The organism is Dactylosporangium sp. McL0621, assembly GCF_049995355.1.
GTDB lineage: Bacteria > Actinomycetota > Actinomycetes > Mycobacteriales > Micromonosporaceae > Dactylosporangium.
Window position 1 is genome coordinate 3,947,550 of sequence record NZ_CP188259.1, and the last position, 20,404, is coordinate 3,967,953.

At 73.7% G+C, this 20,404-nt stretch carries 19 protein-coding genes; 11 read left to right on the plus strand and 8 right to left on the minus strand.

Annotation, left to right across the window (positions count from 1 at the left end):
- Positions 1 to 62: 62 nt before the first annotated feature.
- Genes ACPPVO_RS18755 through ACPPVO_RS18780 form a run of 6 tightly spaced genes read left to right on the plus strand, consistent with a single transcriptional unit; the run spans position 63 to position 7,307 of the window.
- The gene (locus ACPPVO_RS18755; protein WP_426512478.1) at positions 63 to 1,058 is read left to right on the plus strand and encodes a hypothetical protein; all 996 of its coding nucleotides are present in this window, start codon (positions 63 to 65) and stop codon (positions 1,056 to 1,058) included.
- Positions 1,059 to 1,092: 34 nt separating this feature from the next.
- On the plus strand, positions 1,093 to 2,925 hold the full coding sequence (locus ACPPVO_RS18760) for a glycoside hydrolase family 15 protein (RefSeq protein WP_426512479.1): 1,833 nt from the start codon (positions 1,093 to 1,095) through the stop codon (positions 2,923 to 2,925).
- Positions 2,922 to 4,271: a glucose-6-phosphate dehydrogenase gene (locus tag ACPPVO_RS18765; RefSeq protein ID WP_426512480.1), complete on the plus strand. Its 1,350-nt coding sequence runs from the start codon at positions 2,922 to 2,924 to the stop codon at positions 4,269 to 4,271. Before ACPPVO_RS18760 ends, ACPPVO_RS18765 begins: the two co-directional genes overlap by 4 nt.
- Positions 4,268 to 6,031, plus strand: coding sequence for an IlvD/Edd family dehydratase (locus ACPPVO_RS18770; protein ID WP_426512481.1), 1,764 nt, complete (start codon positions 4,268 to 4,270; stop codon positions 6,029 to 6,031). Before ACPPVO_RS18765 ends, ACPPVO_RS18770 begins: the two co-directional genes overlap by 4 nt.
- Complete coding sequence (locus ACPPVO_RS18775) at positions 6,018 to 7,010, plus strand: C-terminal binding protein (protein WP_426512482.1); 993 nt, start codon at positions 6,018 to 6,020, stop codon at positions 7,008 to 7,010. Before ACPPVO_RS18770 ends, ACPPVO_RS18775 begins: the two co-directional genes overlap by 14 nt.
- Positions 7,011 to 7,070: 60 nt before the next feature.
- The gene (locus ACPPVO_RS18780) at positions 7,071 to 7,307 is read left to right on the plus strand and encodes a hypothetical protein (RefSeq protein ID WP_426512483.1); all 237 of its coding nucleotides are present in this window, start codon (positions 7,071 to 7,073) and stop codon (positions 7,305 to 7,307) included.
- Between the two features lie 39 nt (positions 7,308 to 7,346).
- Here the strand turns inward: ACPPVO_RS18780 and ACPPVO_RS18785 are convergent, their stop codons facing one another.
- Both ACPPVO_RS18785 and ACPPVO_RS18790 read right to left on the minus strand, forming a co-directional pair.
- Complete coding sequence (locus tag ACPPVO_RS18785) at positions 7,347 to 8,315, minus strand: sigma-70 family RNA polymerase sigma factor (protein WP_426512484.1); 969 nt, start codon at positions 8,313 to 8,315, stop codon at positions 7,347 to 7,349.
- Positions 8,312 to 9,703 carry an MFS transporter gene (locus ACPPVO_RS18790; RefSeq protein ID WP_426512485.1) on the minus strand — a complete coding sequence of 464 codons (1,392 nt, stop codon included), beginning with the start codon at positions 9,701 to 9,703 and terminating at the stop codon, positions 8,312 to 8,314. The genes ACPPVO_RS18785 and ACPPVO_RS18790 overlap by 4 nt, the downstream gene beginning before the upstream one ends.
- An 83-nt stretch (positions 9,704 to 9,786) precedes the next feature.
- On the opposite strand from ACPPVO_RS18790, the gene ACPPVO_RS18795 reads away from it, so the two are divergent.
- Together ACPPVO_RS18795 and ACPPVO_RS18800 are read left to right on the plus strand one after the other, a co-directional pair.
- Positions 9,787 to 10,488, plus strand: coding sequence for a hypothetical protein (locus tag ACPPVO_RS18795; RefSeq protein WP_426512486.1), 702 nt, complete (start codon positions 9,787 to 9,789; stop codon positions 10,486 to 10,488).
- A gap of 8 nt (positions 10,489 to 10,496) precedes the next feature.
- On the plus strand, positions 10,497 to 11,036 hold the full coding sequence (locus tag ACPPVO_RS18800) for a DUF6886 family protein (protein WP_426512487.1): 540 nt from the start codon (positions 10,497 to 10,499) through the stop codon (positions 11,034 to 11,036).
- Positions 11,037 to 11,061: 25 nt separating this feature from the next.
- Here ACPPVO_RS18800 and ACPPVO_RS18805 read toward each other — a convergent pair whose 3' ends face one another.
- From ACPPVO_RS18805 to ACPPVO_RS18830, 6 genes are all read right to left on the minus strand, one after another.
- Positions 11,062 to 12,201 (minus strand): oxalate decarboxylase family bicupin, encoded by a 1,140-nt coding sequence (locus ACPPVO_RS18805; RefSeq protein ID WP_426512488.1) that lies wholly within the window; start codon positions 12,199 to 12,201, stop codon positions 11,062 to 11,064.
- Positions 12,198 to 12,410 (minus strand): hypothetical protein, encoded by a 213-nt coding sequence (locus ACPPVO_RS18810; RefSeq protein ID WP_360377313.1) that lies wholly within the window; start codon positions 12,408 to 12,410, stop codon positions 12,198 to 12,200. The genes ACPPVO_RS18805 and ACPPVO_RS18810 overlap by 4 nt, the downstream gene beginning before the upstream one ends.
- A gap of 20 nt (positions 12,411 to 12,430) precedes the next feature.
- Complete coding sequence (locus ACPPVO_RS18815; protein WP_426512489.1) at positions 12,431 to 13,687, minus strand: Nramp family divalent metal transporter; 1,257 nt, start codon at positions 13,685 to 13,687, stop codon at positions 12,431 to 12,433.
- Positions 13,688 to 13,734: 47 nt separating this feature from the next.
- Complete coding sequence (locus ACPPVO_RS18820; protein WP_426512490.1) at positions 13,735 to 15,408, minus strand: alpha-keto acid decarboxylase family protein; 1,674 nt, start codon at positions 15,406 to 15,408, stop codon at positions 13,735 to 13,737.
- A gap of 56 nt (positions 15,409 to 15,464) precedes the next feature.
- Complete coding sequence (locus tag ACPPVO_RS18825; RefSeq protein WP_426512491.1) at positions 15,465 to 17,273, minus strand: family 16 glycoside hydrolase; 1,809 nt, start codon at positions 17,271 to 17,273, stop codon at positions 15,465 to 15,467.
- 284 nt (positions 17,274 to 17,557) lie between these two features.
- Complete coding sequence (locus ACPPVO_RS18830) at positions 17,558 to 18,418, minus strand: PhzF family phenazine biosynthesis protein (protein WP_426512492.1); 861 nt, start codon at positions 18,416 to 18,418, stop codon at positions 17,558 to 17,560.
- Positions 18,419 to 18,586: 168 nt separating this feature from the next.
- Between ACPPVO_RS18830 and ACPPVO_RS18835 the strand changes: the two genes are divergently transcribed.
- Genes ACPPVO_RS18835 through ACPPVO_RS18845 form a run of 3 tightly spaced genes read left to right on the plus strand, consistent with a single transcriptional unit; the run spans position 18,587 to position 20,401 of the window.
- A complete protein-coding gene (locus ACPPVO_RS18835; RefSeq protein ID WP_426512493.1) occupies positions 18,587 to 19,546 on the plus strand; it encodes a LacI family DNA-binding transcriptional regulator in 960 nt (319 codons plus the stop codon).
- Between the two features lie 49 nt (positions 19,547 to 19,595).
- Positions 19,596 to 19,934, plus strand: coding sequence for an ArsR/SmtB family transcription factor (locus ACPPVO_RS18840; protein ID WP_426512494.1), 339 nt, complete (start codon positions 19,596 to 19,598; stop codon positions 19,932 to 19,934).
- Positions 19,931 to 20,401 (plus strand): SRPBCC domain-containing protein, encoded by a 471-nt coding sequence (locus tag ACPPVO_RS18845; protein WP_426512495.1) that lies wholly within the window; start codon positions 19,931 to 19,933, stop codon positions 20,399 to 20,401. The genes ACPPVO_RS18840 and ACPPVO_RS18845 overlap by 4 nt, the downstream gene beginning before the upstream one ends.
- Positions 20,402 to 20,404: the final 3 nt, after the last annotated feature.

Genomic DNA, 20,404 nt, shown 5'->3' on the forward strand with positions numbered 1-20,404 from the left:
TCACCGGCGGGCGGAACGCCGACGCTGAGGGCATCTATCGGCATCGCGGTCTGGAGCGCCCGATGAACGTCCTCACGAGGTTCGGCCGAGCGGTGCGGGCCTGGCACCGGCCGCTGGTGGGCCACGCACTGCTCATGTTCGGGTTGGCGGTCGTCTCCGCGGTGGGGCTGTTCGCCGACGACCGGCGGCTGCTCGGCGAGCCCGTGTGGGCCAAGCCGATGAAGTTCGGCGTGGCCATGGGCGTCTACAGCCTGACGCTGGCGTGGCTGCTCACCCGGCTGACCCGGGGCCGGCGCGCCGGATGGTGGGTGGGGACCGTGTTCGCGGTCGCCGGGGTGCTCGACGTCGGGGCGGTGACCTGGGCCGCCGCGCACGGGACGTTCAGCCACTTCAACCGGGACACCGATGACGTGGCCCGGACCGTGCAGACCGTGTTCTCCTTCGGCATCATGCCGCTGCTGCTCGCCACGCTGGTGATCGCGATCCTGCTGCTGGTCCAGCGGACCGGCGACCGGGCCCTCGACCGGGCCCTGCGCGCGGGGCTCGGGCTCGCGTTCGCCGGCATGGTCGTGGCGCTGTGGCTGAGCGGCTCCGCCGGTCCGGCGCCGCGTACGGAGATCGACGCGAACGGGCACGCGGTGTCGCTGGTCGGCGCGCACGGCGTCGGCGACCCGGACGGGCACGGCATGTTCCTGACGAACTGGAGCACGACCGGCGGCGACCTGCGCGTGCCGCACTTCGCCGGTCTGCACGCGATCCAGGTGCTCCTGGCGGTCGCCGCGATCCTGAACGTGCTCGCGACCCGGCGGGCGTGGCTGCGCGCGGAGCGGGTCCGGGCCCGGCTGGTCGGGGCCGCCGGGTTCGGCTACGCCGGGGTGTTCACGATCCTGAGCCGGCAGGCCGCGCGCGGGCAGTCCGTGCTGCACCCCGACGCGGCGACCCTTGTCGCGTTCGGCGCGGTCGCGGTGCTCACCCTCGCGGGAGCGGCCCAGGTGGTCACGGCCGCCCGCCGGCACGCCGAAGCGGCCGTCGCGTTAGGCGTCCGCGGGGCCGGGTAGGCACGCCCGGTCGTCGTACCGTGGAGGCAGCGGGATGCTGGATCTCGAACCATCCTTTCGTCCGCTGCGCCTGCGCGACGGATTCCCGCCGCTGGAGGATCTCGGGCTGATCGGGGACGGGGCGACGGCCGCCCTCGTCGGCCTCGACGGCAGCGTGCACTGGCTGTGCGTGCCGGGGTTCGACGCCGATCCGCTGTTCTGCGGCCTGCTCGACCACGCCGGCGGCGGGCGGTTCGCCGTGGCCCCCGAGGGCGTCATCGAGGGGCGGCAGCGGTACCGCCCCGACTCCGGCGTCCTCGAGACGGAGCTGCGCACCGCCGGCGGGCTCGTGCGCATCACCGACGCGCTGGCGCTGCGCTCGGGCGCCGACCTCACCGAGGACACCCCGGCCGACCGGGGCGAGCTCGTCCGGCTCGTCGAGGTGCTCGACGGCGCCGTGGAGCTGCGGGTCGACGTGCAGCCGCGCGGAGGCGGCGCGGCCCGGGCCGCACTCGGCGGGCTGGAGATCCAGGCGGCGCGGCTGCCCGGGGTGCGGCTGCACCTGCGCTCCAGCCATCCGCTCGACGGCGGGCTCACCAACCGCTACGACCTCGCCCAGGGTGACCGGCTGGAGCTGGTGCTGTCGTGGGGCCGGATCCACCGCCACCACCGGCTCGACGCCGCGGCCAGCCTCGAGCAGACGGCCGCGGCCTGGCGGCGCTGGATGAGCGGCTTCGGGTACGACGGACCCCAGGAGGCGATGGTCCGCCGGGCCGCGGTCACGCTCAAGCTGTGCGACCACTGGGTCAACGGCTCGGTCGCGGCCGCGCCGACCTCCTCGCTGCCGGCGCCGGTCGGCGGGGTGCGCAACTGGGACTACCGCTACGCCTGGATCCGCGACGCCGCCTTCGCCGTCTTCGCGCTGCGGCGCATCGGCTTCCGCGGCGAGGCCGACGCGTTCCTCGGCTGGGTCCTCGACGCCTTCGAGCAGAGCCGCCGCCCGCGGATCATGTACACGCTCGCCGGCGGCCCGGTCCCCGACGAGCGGATCGACGCGGCGCTCGGCGGGTACCGCGGCTCGGCCCCGGTCCGCTGGGGCAACGGCGCCGCCGACCAGCGCCAGCACGACGTCTACGGGGAGATCCTGGACTGCGCCGACCAGTGGTCGCGGGCCGGCGGCGAGGTCGACCCGGGACTGTGGGCCGGGCTCTCCGGGCTGGCGGACACGGCCGCCCGGACGTGGCGCCAGCCCGACCAGGGCATCTGGGAGGTGCGCAACGAGGGTCAGGTCTTCACCTATTCGGCCGCCCTGTGCCAGGTGGCCCTCGACCGCGCGGCCACCATGGCGGACCGGCTGGGGCTGCCCGGCCCGGCGCCGCGGTGGCGGGACGAGGCCGCCGAGATCCGCCGCACGATCGTCGAGGACGCGTGGGACGAGGGGGCGCAGACGATCTCCGAGCACCTCGGCGGGGACGGCGGGGTCGACGCCAGCCTGCTGGCCCTGCCGCTGCGGCACGTCATCGCGCCCGACCATCCGCGGATGGTGGCGACGACCCGGGCCGTCACCGAGCGGCTCGGCGCCGGCGACGGGCTGCTGTACCGCTACCGCCACGACGAGTCCCCGGACGGCATCGCCGGCGACGAGGGCGCGTTCCTGCTCTGCAGCTTCTGGCTCGTGGACAACCTGACCGGCCAGGGGCGCCTCGAGGAGGCCGAGGCGCTCTACACCTCGCTGTGCGGCCGGGCGAGCCCGCTCGGCCTGCTGTCCGAGCAGATCGACCCGGCGACGGGGGAGCTCGTCGGGAACTTCCCGCAGGCGTTCAGCCACATCGGCGTGATCGCCAGTGGCGTCAACCTCGCACGAGCGAAGGAAGGACTGGCGAGATGATCCAGCAACTGGTGATCCTGGGCGCCACCGGCGACCTCACGGGGCGGTACCTGCTGCCCGCCCTCGGCGCGCTGCGCACCGCCGGGCACCTCGATGCGGGGTTCGGGCTCACCGGCGTCGGGCGGGAGGACTGGACCGACGAGACGTTCCGCGCCTGGGCCGCCGAGCAGCTCGACCGGCACGCGCCCGGCGTCCCGGCCGAGCAGCGGCGGGCGGTGGTGACGGCCGCCCGGTACCGTCGCGCCGACGTCACCGACGCGGACGCCCTCGCCGTCGCGATCCCACGCGACGAGCCGGTCGCGGCCTACCTGGCGCTCCCGCCGTCGATCTTTCCGGCCACGGCGTCGGCGCTGCACGCGGCCGGCACCGCCAAGGGCAGCACCATCGTGCTGGAGAAGCCGTTCGGCGAGAGCCTGCACGACGCGGTCGAGCTCAACCGGCTGCTGTCGCAGCTGTACGAGGAGCGCAGCATCTACCGGGTCGACCACTTCGTGGCGATGGCGACGGTGCTCAACCTGCTCGGGGTCCGGCTGGCCAACCGGGTGCTGGAGCCGATCTGGAGCAGCTCGCACATCGAGCGCATCGACATCATCTGGGACGAGTCGCTGGCGCTGGAGGGCCGGGCGGGGTACTACGACGGCGTCGGCGCGCTCAAGGACATGCTGCAGAACCACCTGCTGCAGCTGCTGTGCCTGGTCGCGATGGAGCCGCCGATCAGCCTGGGCGAGCGGGACCTGCGCGACCGCAAGGTCGACGTCCTGCGCTCGATCCGGCCGCTGACCCTCGACGACGCCGCCCGCCGCACCCGCCGGGCCCGCTACAGCGCCGGCGCGTGCGTGCCCGCCTACGTCGACGAGCCGGGCGTCGACCCGGCGCACCACACCGAGACGTTCGCGGAGCTGCTGCTCGAGGTCGACAACTGGCGCTGGCGCGGCACGGTCTTCCGGCTGCGGACGGCCAAGGCGGTGCGGGTCAACCGGCACGAGATCGCGGTCCACTTCCGGGCCGTGCCGCACCTGCCGTTCGGCGAGGGCGTCACGGCCGAGCCCAACGTGCTGCGCTTCGGCCTCGAGCCGGAGACGGTCTCGCTGCACCTGACCGGCACCTCGACCCATGCCGACGGGCTCGTGCCGCTCACCCTCGCCGCCACGCCGGCGCCGGGCGCGCTGCCGCCGTACGGCCGGCTGCTGCTCAACGTGCTCAAGGGCGACACGGCGCTGTCGATCCGCGCGGACGAGGCCGAGGAGTCCTGGCGCGTGGTCACGCCGGTGCTGGAGGCCTGGGCGAAGGACCTGGTGCCGCTGGAGGAGTACCCGGCCGGCTCGGAAGGCCCGGCCCCGCGATGACCGCGCCGCCGTTGCGCAGCCGGCAGTGGTGGGACAACCCGGCGAACCCCGACATGACGGCGCTGTACCTGGAGCGCTACCTCAACTTCGGCCTGACCCCGGCGGAGCTGCAGTCCGGCCGGCCCGTCATCGGCATCGCGCAGACCGGCAACGACCTGGTGCCGTGCAACCGGCACCACATCGGGCTGGCCGAACGGGTACGCGACGGGATCCGTGACGCCGGCGGCATTCCGCTCGAGTTCCCGGTACACCCGCTGCAGGAGACCGGCAAGCGCCCCACCGCGGCCCTGGACCGCAACCTCGCCTACCTCGGCCTGGTCGAGGTGTTGTACGGCTACCCGCTGGACGGCGTCGTGCTGACCACGGGCTGCGACAAGACGACGCCGGCGTGCCTCATGGCGGCCGCGACAGTCAACATCCCCGCGATCGTGCTCTCCGGCGGCCCCATGCTCAACGGGTACGTCGACGGGCGGCGCGCCGGGTCCGGGCTGATCATCTGGCAGTCGCGGCGCCTGCTGGCCGCCGGGGAGATCGACTACGCCGAGTTCATGGACCGGGTGGCGCGCTCGGCGCCGAGCGTCGGGCACTGCAACACCATGGGTACCGCCCTGTCGATGAACAGCATCGCCGAGGCGCTCGGGATGTCGCTGCCCGGCTGCGCCGCGATCCCGGCCCCGTACCGCGAGCGCGGCCAGATCGCCTACGACACCGGCCGGCGCGCCGTGGAGCTGGTCGGCTCCGACCTCACCCCGCGCGCCATCATGACCCGGGAGGCGTTCGAGAACGCGATCGTCACCACCGCCGCGATCGCCGGCTCCACCAACTGCCCGATCCACCTCGTCGCGATCGCCCGCCACACCGGCGTGGAGCTGACCAACGACGACTGGGAGCGCGTCGGCGGCGACGTGCCGATCCTGGCCAACTGCGCCCCGGCCGGGGAGTACCTCGGCGAGGACTTCCACCGCGCCGGCGGCGTGCCGGCGGTGATGCGGGCGCTGCTCGACGCCGGCCGCCTGCACGCCGGCGCGATGACCGTGAACGGCCGCACGATCGGTGCCAACGTGCGCGACGCGACCAGCGGCGACCCCGACGTCATCGCGACCTACGACGGCGCGTTCGCGCCCCGCGGCGGCTTCCTCGTGCTGCACGGCAACCTGTTCCGCTCGGCGATGATGAAGATGTCGGTGCTGACCGGGGACCTGCGGGCCCGGCTGCAGGCCGCGCCCACGGTGACGTGGCGCGCGGTGGTCTTCGACGGGCCCGAGGACTACCACCGGCGCATCGAAGACCCGGCGCTGGAGATCGACGAGCACTGCATCCTGGTGGTACGCAACACCGGGCCGATCGGCTACCCGGGCTCGGCCGAGGTCGTGAACATGCAGCCGCCCACGGCCCTGATCCTGCGCGGCGTCGACGCGATCCCGACCCTGGGCGACGGCCGGCAGAGCGGCACGTCCGACGCCCCGTCGATCCTCAACGCGAGCCCGGAGGCGGCGGTCGGCGGCAACCTCGCGATCCTGCGCACCGGCGACCGCATCACGCTCGACGTCGCCGCCCACCGCCTCGACGCCGACATCGACGACGACGAGATCGCCGAACGGTGGCGCGCGTACACGCCGCCGCCGCTGGAGAACCAGACGCCCTGGCAGGAGCTGTTCCGGGCGCACACCGGCCAGATGGACACCGGAAGCTGCCTCGACTTCGCCGTCGCCTACCGCGACGTCGTGCACACGAAGGGACTGCCCCGTGACTCACACTGACCGCGGCACCATCATGATCGCCGACTCCGACTTCGGCGATGCGGACATCGAGCGCGCCATCATCGAGGAGGCCGGATTCGCCCTGGACGTGCGCCAGTGCAAGTCCGAGGAGGAGGTCATCCGCTACGGCCGCGGCGCCGGGGGCATCCTCACGCAGTACGCCCACATCGGCGCGGCCGCCATGGACCAGCTGCCCGACGTCCGGGTGATCGCCCGGTACGGCACCGGCGTCGACATCGTCGACATCGACGCGGCCACCCGGCACGGCATCCAGGTGACGAACGCGCCGAACGACTGGTGCGCCGAGGAGGTCGCCGACCACGCGATCGCCCTGTGGCTGTGTGCCGCGCGGAAGATCAACGAGTACGACACCGCCACCCGGGCCGGCGAGTGGCAGTGGCAGACCGGCGAACCGATCTGGCGGCTGCGCGGGCGGGTCTTCGGCCTCCTGGGCTTCGGCGCCATCGCCGAGCTGATCGCCGAGCGGGCCCGGCCCTTCGGCGTGGAGCTGCGAAGCCACGACCCGTTCGTCGCCGAGGAGCGCGTCCGCGCCGCCGGCGTGCGCCCGGTCTCGTTCGACACGCTGGTCGAGGAGTCGGACTACCTCGTCATCCAGGCCCCCCTGACCCGCGACACCTACCACCTGTTCGACCGCGCGACGCTGGCCCGGATGAAGCCTTCCGCGGTACTCGTCAACACCGCCCGCGGCCCGATCGTCGAGGACGCCGCCCTCGCCGACGCCCTGGCGCACCGCACCATCGCCGCGGCCGCCCTCGACGACCTGGAGGAGGAGCCGGCCAAGCAGCGCGACTGGCGCCCGGACAACCGGCTGCTGCAGCTGCCGAACGCCATCGTCACCCCGCACGCCGCGTACTACTCCGAGCAGTCGCTGCGCACGGTGCGGGCCGTCGCCGCCGAGGAGGCCGTCCGGGTGCTCACCGGCCGGCGCCCGCAGTCCCCGGTGAACACCGTCGGCTGATCGCACCCGGTGACCGCCGTCGCACGGATGACCGGGCGCGGCCGTGGGTACACAGGCGTCATGACCGTCAGGGACGAGGAGACGAGCCAGCAGCGCACCGCCTCCGTGATGCGCGACACCGCCGACCAGCTCGAGGACGCCGAGGCGATTTTGCACCGCAGCGCCGAGCGGTCGCCGGCCGCCGCCACCAAGGACCGGCTGCACAACCTCGGCGACCAGGTCACCGCGGTTGCCGGTGAGATCGCCCGGCGGGCCGACCGGATATCCGAACAGGATGACCGGCCCGGACCGTCATAGCCCGTGCGGGGGCGCCGGGCAACCGGCGCCCCCCGTTCCTCATCGGCGGGCGGCCGCCGGCTGCGCGTGGCGGAGCGTGCCGGGCAGGCCGAACGCGTCGAACAGGTCGGCCCGGTGGAACGCGAGCACCGCGCGGACGCGGGCGCCCGACAGGGTCAGCACCTGGATCGTGTGCGCGCGGTGGACGCCGTCGGGGTCGCGGACGTACCACGCGAACGCCGGCTGCCCGTTGGCCCCGGTCGGCACCAGCACGCGGGCGCCGGGCTCGGGCCGCAGCTTCGCCCGCAGCAGCCGCAGCACGTCGGCCCGGCCGGCGAACCAGGTCGGCACCGGCGGCATCTCCCATCGCACGTCCGCGGTCAGGAGGCCCTCTAGGGCGGCCAGGTCGGCGCGTTCGAACGCGTCGGCGTACCGGTCGAGCAGCGCCCGGCGCGTGGGCTCGGCCGGCTCGCCGATCTCCTCCTCGTGCGGGGCGAGCCGGGCCAGCTCGGCCCGGGCCCGCTGCAGCGAGCTGTTGACCGCCGCCGGGCTCGTCTCCAGCAGCCCCGCCACGTCGGCGGCCGGCCAGACGAGCACGTCGCGCAGGATCAGCACCGCCCGCTGCCGGGGCGGCAGGTGCTGCAGCGCGGCGACCATCGCCAGGCGCAGCGACTGCCGCGCGCCGACGACCAGCGCCGGGTCGGGCCCGACGAGGTCGGGGAACGGCTCCAGCCAGCTCGCCTCCGGGATGCGCGGCTCGAGGTCGTCCGGGTCGGTACCGGGCGCCCCGAGGGCCGAGGGCACCATCCGGCGGCTGCTGTGCGCGAGCGCGTTGAGGCAGACCCGGGTCGCGATGCGGTACAGCCACGTCTTGACCGACGAGCGCCGCTCGAACCGGGCGAACCCGCGCCAGGCCCGCAGGTAGGTCTCCTGCACGGCGTCCTCGGCGTCGTGCAGCGAGCCGAGCATGTGGTAGCAGTGCGCGAGCAGCTCGCCGCGGCGCCGCCCGAACTCGTCCTCGATGTTCACGTCGAAACCATCTCCCGCACCAGGGCCGGGCGGGCCGCGATGCCGAGGCCGGCCACGGCTCCGAGCAGCGACAGTACCCCGCACGCGACCATCGCGCGGCCGTATGCGGGAGCGAACGCGTCGTACCCGCCGGAGGCCGTGAAGACCGCGGACAGCACGGCGACGCCGGCCACGCCGCCGAGCTGGCGCATCATGCTGTAGATGCCCGAGGCGATCCCCACCGCCTCCCGCGGCAGCGCCCCGATGCTCGCGCTCTGGGTGGCCGGCATGGCCATCGACACCCCGCACCCGGCGAGCACGAACGGCGCGATGAGCTCGGGGTAGCTCGCAGCGCCGCCGACCGCGGCGATCCAGAGCATCCCGGCCGCCTGCAGCGCCAGCCCGGTCACGGCCAGGGGGCGCTCGCCGAGGCGGTCGACCAGCCGGCCGGCCAGCGGCGCGACCAGGAACAGCGTCGCCGTCCAGGGCAGCAGCTGCAGCCCCGCGCGGGCCGGGCCCGAGCCCAGGACGTTCTGCATGTACTGCGCGTTGAAGAAGACGGCACCGTAGAGCGCCGCGGTCAGCAGCAGCCCGGCGGCGTTGCCGGCGGTGAAGGAGCGCACCCGGAAGAACGCCGTCGGCACCATCGGCTGCGGCGCGCGCCGCTCCCATGCGGCGAACGCGGCCAGCAGCAGTACCCCGGCCGCGAGCGCGCCGAGCACCTCGGGACCGCCCCAGCCGGCCGCCGGGCCGCGCACGACGCCCCAGACGAGCGCGAGCACGGCCAGGGTGACGAGCACCAGGCCCCCCGGGTCGAGCCGGCGCACGACCCCGCGGCTCTCCGGGATCATGCGGTACACCAGCGGAATCGCCACCGCCCCGACCGGCACGTTGATCCAGAAGATCCACTGCCAGGCCAGGCCCTCGGTCACTACGCCGCCGAGCACCGGGCCACCCAGCACCGCCAGCCCGGTCAGCCCGCTGAAGATCCCGATCGCCCAGCCCCGGCGCTCGGGCGGGAAGGCCACCCCGAGCAGGCTCATCGCGAGCGGCATCACGACCGCCGCCCCGGCGCCCTGCACCGCCCGGGCCGCGATCAGCGCCGGCATCGACGGCGCCAGCGCGCACGCCGCCGACGCGACGCAGAACAGCGCCAGGCCGGCCGCGTAGGTGCGCCGGCGCCCCCACCGGTCCCCGGCCACCGCCGCGGTCACCATGAGCATCGCGAAGCTCAGGCTGTACGCGTTCACCGTCCACTCCAGCTGCTCGATCGAGGCGCCGAGGTCACGCCTGATCGTGCTCAGCGCGGCCGCGACCACCAGCGCGTCCAGCGCCACCATCACCGCCCCGAGCGCGCTGAGCCCCAGCACCCAGCGCTGCCCCGCGCTCGTCCGTTCCCTGCTGTCCACCGGTCCTCCAGAAGTTGTGCTCACCGGTACTGACCGCGGCGGGGGACCGGAGTCATCGCGGCGGCGGGTGCGAAGATGGGCCTGTGGTCGACGACACTTCCAAGCAGGCCTTTGTTCACGCGGCCGGGGCCGGCGGGGCCTGGGCGGCGGTCCTGACGTACGGGCGGCACCGGCGCGAGGTCCAGGGCGGCGAGCCCGGCGCGCCCGCCGACCGGATGGCGCTCACCGCGGTCGTCGCGGGCCTGGAGTGCCTGACCCGCCCGACGGTGGTCGAGGTGCGGGTGCACAGCGACTACGTGCGCGGCGGCGGCGAGGGCGGGCTGTGGGACCGGCTGCGCGCCGCGACCCGGCAGCACGAGGTCAGCTGGGCGTGGTCGGGCGACTACCCGGAGCTGACGGTGGCCCAGGATCTGGTCAGGGCGGCCGAGGAGCCGGTCGCGGCGGCCGAGGAGCCGACCGCGCCGGTTCAGGAGCAGGCCGATGCTCAGGAGCCGGCCGAGGCGGGCGCGTCGCTCGAGGACTTCGTCGAGGCGCTCGGCGAGCACGTCGCCAACGACCCCGACGCCCCCGACCCGGCCGAGCTCGTCGAGCTCGCCGAGGAGATGGTCGAGGACGAGCACCGGGCCGTCGTCGCCGTCGGCCGGCGCGAGATCACGTTCGAGCAGATCGGGGCGGTCGCGGTGCCGCCGGAGATCGCCGCCCAGGCGCGGACCGGCTGGCGTGTCCTGCTCTCCGCGGCGCTGGTCGAGGGCAACTGGTACCTCCTCGACGTCGCCGCCGGCTGAGGGCCGTCATGCGGCCGGAGCCGGGGCAGGTGCTGCACTTCTCGGAGGACCCGACGATCGAGCGGTTCGTCCCGCACGTGGCCGCGACCGCCCGGCAGCCCGAGGCCTACGTCTGGGCCGTCGACGCCGCCCGCGCGCCCGACTACTGGTTCCCGCGGCAGTGCCCGCGCGCCCTCGCCTGGGCGACGGACACGACCACCGACGCCGACCGGGAGCGCATCGCCGGGGCCGGCTGCGGCGACCGCGTGCACGCCATCGAGTTCGGCTGGCTCGACGCGATGCGCACCACGCGGCTGTACGCGTACCGGTTCGCCGCCGAGCGGTTCCGCCGGTTCGGCGAGGGGCCGGGCTCGCACGCCCGCGTGGCCGAGGAGCCCGTCGTGCCGCTCGGCCCCGCGGAGCCGGTCGGCAACCTGCTCGACGTGCACGCCGCGGCCGGCATCCAGCTGCGCGTGCTGCCCAACCTCTGGCCCTTCTGGGACGAGGTGATCGCCGGCAGCATGGCCTTCAGCGGCATCCGGCTGCGCAACGCGAGGCCCCGCCCGTAGCAGGCGGGGCGCCGCCGGGCGGGCGTCAGATCGTGATCCGCGCCTTCGACTTCGGGATCGACTCGACCACGTGGCGCGGGAGGTTCAGCGCGTCGGCGGCGACCTGCGGCGGGGTGTTGGCCATCCACTGGCTCAGCGAGATGTCCTCGAACTTCGGGTTGCGGAACATCTCCAGGAACACCAGCGGCTCGCGGCCGGTGTTCTCGACGTAGTGGCCGTAGGCGAACGGCACGTAGCCGACGTCGCCCGCCCGGTAGTTGAAGGTCCGGTTCAGCCCCGAGCTGGCGAAGACGCCCATCCGGCCATGGCCCGAGATGTAGTACTGCCACTCGTCGTCGGTCGGGTGCCAGTGCAGCTCGCGCAGGCCGCCCGGGTCGATCTCGACCAGCGCGGCGCTGATGGTGTCCGCGGCGGCGAAGTTCGTGGAGTCCGCGACGCGGGCCCGGCCGCCGTGGAAGTGCTCCGGCTCCTGCGCCAGCAGCCGGTGCTTGAACGTGCGGGGCACGTCGCCGGTCGGGCTGACCACCTGGTCGCGCTCCAGCGGCGGCGGGACCTGCCCGGAGAAGATGTACTTCTCCCGCTCCGGCAGCCGGTCCAGCTGCTCCGGTACCCAGCCGAAGTTCTTCGCGATGACGCTCCTCGGCGTGTGCGCGAAGAAGTCGCTGATCATGAACGTCGAGTTCTCCGAGAACTGGCCGTCGTCGAAGACCAGCAGGAACTCGACGCCCTCGTCGAGCGCCTGGATGTGGTGCGGCACCCCGTGCGGGAAGAACCACAGGTCGCCCTTCTCCACGTCCTCGAGGAAGTTGCGGCCCTCCTGGTCGACCGCGCCGATGCGGCAGCTGCCCTCCAGCACGTACGCCCACTCGGACTGCTTGTGCCAGTGCAGCTCCCGGTACGCGCCCGGGTCGAGCTTCATGTCGACGCCCGCGAGCTCGGTCGCGACCGGCAGCTCGCGCTGGGTCACCTCGCGGGTCCAGCCGCCGTCCTCGATGCGGGTGTGCGCCATCGACATCGAGAACTTCAGGTTCGGCAGCGTGCCCGCGTCGGTCTCGGGCGGCGCGAGCAGGTCGGGGTTCTGCCGGTCCAGCTCGACGTTGCGCGGCCCGGTGTCGGGCCCGCCCGACAGGCCGCGCTCGGGCTGCGGAATGGGTTCAGGGTTCATGTGCGCTCCTTCTCGGCTGCGGCGGGCCGCAGGCGGCACAGGGCGCGCGCCTGCGGTACACCTCCGGAAATCAGGACGGCAGCGGGGATCGCTGCGGCGGCGAAGACGAGGGCCAGCACGGCGACGGGCGCTACGCCGAGGCCGAGCGCGAGCCCGGCGGCGACGGCGAAGGCCAGCATGCGGGCGCGCAGGCGCGGCAGTGTCGGCATGGGACAGTCCTCGGTGGATGTCAGAGCAGCAGCAGCACCGGCAGGAAAAGGCCGACCGCGGCCACCACGAAACCGGCGCTCGCGGCGACCCTGGTCGTGGCCGCGGCGTTGACGAGCCCGCCCATGAGCGCCCGGTCCCGGCAGAAGTGCACGAGCAGGAACAGCGCCACCGGTACCCCGAGCGAGAGCACGATCTGGCTGAGCACCAGCAGCGTGGTCAGCGGCGCCCCCAGCAGCAGCGCGGCGACCGCCGGGAGCATCGTCAGCAGCCTTCGCACGCGGCTCGGGATCTGCCATCCGAGAAAGCCCTGCATCACGAAGTCGCCGGCCAGGGTGCCGATCCCGGACGAGGAGACCCCGGAGGCGAGCAGCGCCACCGCGAACGCGAGCGCCGCGGCCCCGCCGGCCCGCGCCGCGATCTCGCCGTGCGCGGCGATGATGTCGCCCGTCCAGCCGCCGGCGGTCAGCGCCCCGAGCCCGGCCCCGAGCGCGATCATCGCGACGTTGACCACGGCCGCGCCGCCCAGCGCGATGCCGCAGTCCAGCCGCAGCGCGCGGCGCACCAGCCCGGGCGCCCGCCGGCCGATCGCGTCGGCGACCCGGAACTCGGGCCGCACCGCGAGCGCGGAGTGCAGGTAGATCGCGTGCGGCATCACCGTCGCCCCGACGATGCCCATCGCCAGCAGCGCGCTCTGCACGCCGTCCAGGCGTGGCACCAGGCCGCCCGCGAGGCCCGCCGGGGACTGGTGCCCGACGGCGACGACGTCGTAGATGACGCCGGCGCCGACGAGCAGCAGGGCCGCGGCGGTCAGCAGCTCGAACCGGCGGCGGCCGCGGCGGCGCAGCTCCAGCAGCACCATGGACACCGCCGCGGTCACCAGCGCCGCCGGGGCGACCGGCAGCCCGAACAGCAGCCGCAGCCCGATCGCCGCCCCGACGAACTCGGCCAGGTCGGTCGCCAGCACGACGAGCTCGGCCTGGCCCCACAGCAGCAGGCTCGCCCAGCGGGGCAGCCGCTCCCGGCACAGCTCCGGCAGGCTCCGGCCGGTCGCCACGCCCAGCTTCGCGGCCTGGAACTGCACCAGCAGGGCGACGAGGCTCGCCGCGACGACGACCCACACCAGCAGGTACCCGCTCGTGGCGCCGGCGGTCAGGTTCGTGGCCACGTTGCCCGGGTCGACGTACGCGACGGCGGCCACGACGGCCGGTCCGACCAGCGGCGTGAGGCGCGGTTTTCGTTGCTGTACCGGCCGATCCGCGACCGCGACCTGCTCCATGGCTCAACGGTGGGCCGGTCGGTTGCCACCCGCCTCACCTGCGGTGGTTACACCGGCGCGTGGTGGTAGTCGGCGTCCGCGAACGCCTTGCCGATGCGCACGAGGGCCTCCGGGGCGTCCATCCGGCCCATCCGCGCCTCGATGAAGACCGGCCGGTCGCGGGTCGCCCCGGCCTTGTCCAGCGCCGCCGCCAGCTCGTCCTCGGTGCCCACCGCGACGGTGACGGCCCGGTCCTGCGGGTCGAAGGCCTGCACGAGGCGGTCGTACCGCCACGGCGCGATCGAGTTGTACGCGGCGTTCTCGCCCAGGATGCAGCGCTCCACGGTGTACCCGTCGTTGTTCACGAGCACGATGACCGGGTTGAGCCCGAGGCGCAGCACGGTGGCGAGCTCCTGCGCGGTGAGCTGGAAGGAGCCGTCGCCGATGAACAGCACGTGCCGGCGGTCCGGGGCGGCGAGCATGGTGCCGAGCAGGGCCGGGAGCGTGTACCCGATCGAGCCCCACAGCGGCTGCCCGACGAAGGCGCAGTCGCGCGGCAGGGGCTGGGCGGCGCTGCCGAAGTACGACGTGCCCTGCTCGGCCACGACGACGTCGCCGGGGCGCAGGAACCCGGCGATCTGCGGCCAGAAGCGCTCCTGGGCCAGCCTCGCGCCCGCGACCGGCTCGGGGCTCGACGGGATGCGCCGGTGCGCGGCCGGGCCGCGGCCGCTCGCCCGCTCCGGCGCCTCGGCGAGCGCGGTGAGGCCGTCCTTCATGGCGACGTTCGCGAAGGGGATGCCGCCGACCGACGCCGACGACGGGTGCAGCTCGACCGTCCGGGCCGGGTCGATGCGCTGGGTGAAGCCGCCGGTGACCGAGTCGGTGAACCAGCACCCGACCGCGAGGAGGCACTCCGCGTCCTCGACGGCCAGGCGGGCCTCGGGCGGGCTGAGCGCGCCCGCGTAGACGCCGGCGAACTGGTCGTGGGTCTCCGGGAAGACGCCCTTGGCGCTGCTCAGCGTGGCGACCGGGCAGCCGAGCGCGTCGGCGAGGGCGAGCAGCTGCGGGCCGAGGCGGTACCGGTCCACCTCCGGCCCGACCAGGATCGTCGTCGAGGCCGCGCCGCGGAGGCGCTCGCGCACGTCGGCGGCGAAGCGGGCCAGCATCGGCCGGTCGCTTGTCGGCTCCGGCAGGGCCAGCCGCGCCGACGGGGCGGCGATGCGCTGCTGGGCGACGTCCGAGGGCAGCATGAGGTACACCGGCCGCTTCTCCAGCCAGCACAGGCGCAGCAGCCGGTCGATCTCCTCGGCGGCGTTGTCGCGGCCGAGCTTGGCCTGGCCGGCGGTGTACTGGGCGGCGCAGTGCAGGGCCCGGGTGAACTCGCCGTCGCCGGCGGTGTGGTGGACGAGCTGGCGCTCCCGCATCACGAACGTCGCCGGGGTGCCCACGATGGACACCACCGGCACCCGCTCGGCGAACGCGCCGCCGATGCCGTTGAGCGCGCTGAGCTCGCCGACGCTGAAGGTCGTGACGACCGCCCCGATGCCGTTGAGCCGGGCGTAGCCGTCGGCGGCATAGGCCGCGTTGAGCTCGTTGCAGTTGCCGACCCAGTCGATGCCGTCGGCCGCCTCGATCTGGTCGAGGAACTCGAGCTGATAGTCGCCGGGCACGCCGAACACGTGCCGGATGCCGACCTCCCGCAGGCGCATGAGGAGGTAGTCGCCGATCGTGCAATCCGTCATCGCCCGCGACTACCCCGCCTCGCTTACGGTAAGCGAGGCGGGGAAGCCGTGCGTGGTTACAGGCTCACGGTCCGCCCGCCGAGGGTGACCACCAGGTGACCGTCGGAGGCGAAGGACCAGGCGAGCGCGCCGCTGTAGTTGGTGCAGCGGGAGCCGTTGGTGCCGGTCCAGAACTGGTTGGAGCTGTCCGTGTTGCCGATCGTCTTGTCGTTCGACCCGCCGCCGGCGTAGCGGCACGACGTGTTGTTGCGGAACGTCGAGGTGCCCTCGTCGAAGGAGAAGTTGCGCTCGGCGTTGTCGATGGACAGGTTGTTCGAGATGGTCATCGAGCCCGGGTTGCTGTTGTAGGTGAACCCGTGGTGACCGTTCTTGTAGGCGATGCTGCGCTGCACGACGTGGTTCACGCCGATGTCCTCGCCGCCGAGCTTGTAGCCGTTGCGGTCGCCGTTGGTGTTGACCTGGCCGTTGCTCAGGGTGCCGTTGTTGTACGACAGCGAGTCCTGGATCGTGACCGGCCCGATCGCGCCGGTGTCGGTCTTCGTGTACAGGTCCCAGCCGTCGTCGATGTTGTTGTGCGAGACGTCGTAGCGGAAGACGTTGCCGGTGCCGATGGTGAGCTTGGCCGCGAAGCCGTCGGCGTCCTCACCGTCGGAGTCGGCGTTGTCGTGCGACTCGCTGCTGATGATGAGGTTGTTGGCCGGCCAGCTGGCCTTCGGGGTGTCGGAGGCGATGCGCGAGATCTGCAGGCCGCTGTCCCGGTTGAACTGCGTGACGACCCGCTCGATGGTGTTGTTGCTGCCGCCGATCGAGATGCCGTTGTCGCCCGCGCGCTCGACCACGAGGCCGGTGATGTGCCAGTAGTTGCCGTTCACGGACAGGCCGCGGTTGGCGGGGTCCTCGGACTGCGCCGAGAAGTTCAGCACCGGGGTCTCGCCGGGGTACGCCGTGATGTTCTTCAGCGCGCCCGAGGTGCCGTTGTTGCCGGCCGCGATGGTGATCGTCGAGGACAGGCTGTAGGTGCCGCCCCGCACGTAGATCGTCCCGCCGGCCGTCACCCGGGTGATCGCCGAGGCGAGCGTGGTCGGGCTGGCCTGGGTGCCGGGGTTGCCCGCGCTGCCGGTGGGGGAGACGTACAGCGCCGAGGACGGCGGCTGGCTCGTCGACGGGCTCGGCGAGGTGCTCGCGGAGCGGCTCGGGCTGGGGCTCGCGCTGGCGGTCGGCGAGCCGGTGGTCTGTGACGGGGTCGGGCTGGTCCCGCCGGTGGTGACCGTGACGTTGTCGAAGTTCGCGCTCGAGTAGGCGGTCTGCAGGCCGATGCGGCCCTTGGTGATCGAGCTGTTACTGGCGGTGGCGACCGTGGTCCCGTCGACCGAGCCGCTGATGGAGCTGCCGTTGACGGCGATGGCCAGGGTGTACCAGGTGCCGGTCGACACGGTCCGCGACACGCTGCCCAGCACGGTCACCGAGCCGCTGTTCACGGCCTGCAGCTGCACCGTGTTGCCGGGCAGCAGCGCGAGCCGGTAGAACGTGGTCGAGCTGGTGGAGCGGGCGAGCAGCCCGGCGAACCCGCCCGAGCCCAGCGACAGCGGCTTCACGCTGGCCTGGACGGTGTAGTTGGTCCAGCCGCTGTCGCCGGCGAACTCGCGGGCGTTCTCGCTGCCGGCGTTGGACTGCTGCAGCACCTTGCTGCCGTCGGTGACGACGCTCCAGGTGCCGCCGGACTTCGACCAGCCGCTGGTGGAGCCGTCCTCGAAGGTCGCGCTGAACGCCGTGTCGGCGAACGCGACCTGGGTGGCGAGCACCACGCCCGCGACCGCCGTGACGGCGGCCGAGGCGGCCAGCCACGTGCGTTTGTTTGGACGCATGGATCCTCCTGGTCATCGAAGGACCCCAATCCTAGGAAAGCGTTTTCCCGGTCCGCAAGGCGCGGCGTTTGCAGGTTTGTTGCAGTGCCCGTCCATTGACGGCCTTCGCCGCCAGGATTATGTTCGAGCGCCGGGGAAATCGTTTTCCCAAGGTATTCGGCGCCGCGAGGCCGCTTGCGAGAGAAACGCGTCAATGAAAATTTCGTGGGGTGTCACCGTGGGTGCGGTGCTCGTCGCAGGCACGGTCGCGGTGCTGTACGTCGGGAAACCTCAGCCGCGCGACCCTAGATGTGGAGTCGGCCGTCCGCCACCACGACCGCGCTCCCGGCGATCTCGACCCGCTCGACGCGGTCGCCGAGCATCGATACCTGCGCGCGGATCGTGGACGGGCGGCCCATCTCCACCCCCTGCCGGACGGTGATCGCCTGCCCGAGCGGTACCAGCCCGTGCCGGCCCAGGTGCAGCGCGAGGGGGCCGGCGGCCGACCCGGTCCCGGCGTCCTCGGCCACCCCGTAGGCCGGCGAGAACATCCGCGCGCGCCACACCATCGGGTCGTCGGTGGGAGCGAAGCAGTTGGCCGCGAGGTCCTCGTGCGCGGCGAGCGCGCGCAGGTCGACCCGCAGCGCGGAGAGCTCCGCGACGCTCGCGAGCCCGACGAACGCGTGCCGGGGCCCGTTGCGGTACACCTCGACCGGCAGGGTCGACGCCTCCACCCCGAGCGCCGCCTCGAGCTCGCGGGCGCGCGCGTACGGCTCCCAGACGGGGATCGGCTGGAGCATCCGCGCGGTGAGCGCGCGCCGGTCGGGGCTGCACCCGGTGAACCGGAACGGCACGACGCCCATCCCGGTCTCCATGCGCAGCCCGCCGTCGCGCACGCCGGGGTGCCCGGTCGCGGCGAGCACCGCGGCGGTGCCGAACGTCGGGTGCCCGGCGAACGGCAGCTCCCCGACGGGCGTGAAGATGCGCACGCGCACATCGCCGCCGGCCGCGGGCGGCAGCACGAACGTGGTCTCGGAGAGGTTCATCTCGCGCGCGATGCGCTGCATGCACTCGGACGAGAGCCCGGCCGCGTCGGGCACGACGGCGAGCGGGTTCCCCTCGAGCGCGGTATCGGTAAACACGTCGGCGATCACGTATCCGTACACACTGCCGAGGCTAGGCACCGCCCGGGACACCGCCCACTACTCGATCAGGTAGCGCGCGCGGAGGCGTGGGCGGCTCGGGAGGTACCGCCGCCGCTGCTTGTCGCGAGGGTCACCAGGGAAGGCCTCCGGTGGATGTAGCACGCGGGTCGCCTGAAGTACGTTCTAGGCATGGATCAACAGCGTCCCAAGCTCGCCGACGTGGCCTTTGCGGCCGGGGTGTCGCGGGCCACCGCGTCGCGGGCGCTCAACGGGCTGCCCGGCACCACCGAAGCCGTGCGGGAACGGGTCCGGGCGGTCGCCGCCGAGCTCGGGTTCGAGCCGCACGCGGCGGCGCGGGCGCTCGCGACGGGGCGCTCCAGTGCGGGGCGGACGGAGCGCATCGAAGTCCTGATTGTCGATGCCGATCCGAATGCGATGAGCGTCAAGCCGTACTATGGCCGCGTTCTCACCGGCGCCCTGCGCGCCCTGGCCGGGCAGGACATCGCGCTCGAGGTGCGGCGGGTCGACGCTCCGCCGGCGAGCGACGACGATCCGCCGTTCGGCCGGGTCCTCATCAACATGCCGCTCGCCGCCGCGGCCCGGATGCGCCGCGCGCGGACGATCGCGCTGGGTGAGACCGCGCCCGGGATCCCGTACGTGGCGCCCGACAACGACGGCGGCGGGTACCAGGCCGCGGACCACCTCGTGACCACCGGCCGCCGGCGGGTCGGGGCGGTGTTCGGCCCCGCGACGCCGTGCGCCCTGGAGCGCAAGGCCGGCTTCCTGCGCGTGATGGCAGGCGCCGGGCAGCCCGTCGCCTCGATCGACGGCGACTTCACCCGCGCCCGGGCGTACGCGGCGGCCAAGGAGCTGCTCGCGTACAACCCGCAGCTGGACGCGGTGTTCGCGGCCTGCGACGTGTCGGCGATGGGGGTGCTGCAGGCGCTGCGCGAGGCCGGGCGGCGGGTGCCCGACGACGTGGCGGTGGTGAGCTTCGACGGCAGCGCGCTGGCCGAGATGGCCGACCTGTCCTCGGTGTACATGCCGGCGGAGGACGAGGCCGCGTCCGCCGTGCGCCGGCTGCTCGACCCGGCGCTGCCGCCCGCGGGCCGCCTGCCGACGACCCTGACGCTGCGCGGATCGAGCTGAGAACACCTAGCTCTTGCGCTAACTATCGCGGCGCGCAATACTAAGCCCCATGGCTCAGTATTCGGCGCAGCTGGACGGCGTCTTCGTCGCGCTCGGCGATCAGACGCGGCGGGCCGTGATCCGGCGGCTCGGGCTCGGGCCGGCCAGCGTCGGCGAGCTCGCCCGCGAGTTTCCGATGGCGCTGCCGTCGTTCATGAAGCACGTGCGGATGCTCGAGGGCACCGGCCTGATCCGCACCGTCAAGGAGGGCCGCGTGCGCACCTGCACGCTCAACCGCGAGCGCCTCGCGCTCGTCGACGACTGGCTCGCCGAGCAGCGCGGGATCTGGCTGGGCCGCACCGACCGCCTCGAACAGTTCGTCACCGAGACCCTGGAGGACCAGCCGTGAACCCCGACCTCGACCTCACCCTGAACCGCCTCATCCGCGCGCCCCGCAAGAGCGTGTGGAGCGCCTGGACCGACCCCGGCCGCCTCGAGCAGTGGTGGGTGCCGGCGCCGGCGCAGACGCGCGTCGACCGTCTCGACGTACGGCCCGGCGGCGGCTTCGTCACCCGCCTCAGCGAGGACGGCGTCTCGTTCGTCCCGCACCTCGACGCGTGCTTCATCATCGTCGACGAGTTCGAGCGCATCGTGTTCACGAACGCGCTCGACAGTGCCTGGCGCCCGGCCGTCCCCGCCCCGGTGCCGATGACCGCCGAGATCACCTTCGGCGACCACCCGGACGGCACGGAGTACCGCGTCGTCGTGCGGCACGGCGACCCCGCCGCCCGGGCGCGCCACGAGGAGCTCGGCTTCGTCGACGGCTGGGGAACGGTCACCGCCCAGCTGGCCGAACTCGCCGAGCGCGGGGTGTAACGC

Bases quoted from the DNA above. Each gene is read 5' to 3' on its own strand.
- ACPPVO_RS18755 (WP_426512478.1), top strand. From the start codon at position 63: ATGAACGTCCTCACGAGGTTCGGCCGAGCGGTGCGGGCCTGGCACCGG.
- ACPPVO_RS18760 (WP_426512479.1), top strand. From the start codon at position 1,093: ATGCTGGATCTCGAACCATCCTTTCGTCCGCTGCGCCTGCGCGACGGA.
- ACPPVO_RS18765 (WP_426512480.1), top strand. From the start codon at position 2,922: ATGATCCAGCAACTGGTGATCCTGGGCGCCACCGGCGACCTCACGGGG.
- ACPPVO_RS18770 (WP_426512481.1), top strand. From the start codon at position 4,268: ATGACCGCGCCGCCGTTGCGCAGCCGGCAGTGGTGGGACAACCCGGCG.
- ACPPVO_RS18780 (WP_426512483.1), top strand. From the start codon at position 7,071: ATGACCGTCAGGGACGAGGAGACGAGCCAGCAGCGCACCGCCTCCGTG.
- ACPPVO_RS18800 (WP_426512487.1), top strand. From the start codon at position 10,497: ATGCGGCCGGAGCCGGGGCAGGTGCTGCACTTCTCGGAGGACCCGACG.
- ACPPVO_RS18805 (WP_426512488.1), bottom strand. From the start codon at position 12,201: ATGAACCCTGAACCCATTCCGCAGCCCGAGCGCGGCCTGTCGGGCGGG.
- ACPPVO_RS18810 (WP_360377313.1), bottom strand. From the start codon at position 12,410: ATGCCGACACTGCCGCGCCTGCGCGCCCGCATGCTGGCCTTCGCCGTC.
- ACPPVO_RS18815 (WP_426512489.1), bottom strand. From the start codon at position 13,687: ATGGAGCAGGTCGCGGTCGCGGATCGGCCGGTACAGCAACGAAAACCG.
- ACPPVO_RS18820 (WP_426512490.1), bottom strand. From the start codon at position 15,408: ATGACGGATTGCACGATCGGCGACTACCTCCTCATGCGCCTGCGGGAG.
- ACPPVO_RS18825 (WP_426512491.1), bottom strand. From the start codon at position 17,273: ATGCGTCCAAACAAACGCACGTGGCTGGCCGCCTCGGCCGCCGTCACG.
- ACPPVO_RS18835 (WP_426512493.1), top strand. From the start codon at position 18,587: ATGGATCAACAGCGTCCCAAGCTCGCCGACGTGGCCTTTGCGGCCGGG.
- ACPPVO_RS18840 (WP_426512494.1), top strand. From the start codon at position 19,596: ATGGCTCAGTATTCGGCGCAGCTGGACGGCGTCTTCGTCGCGCTCGGC.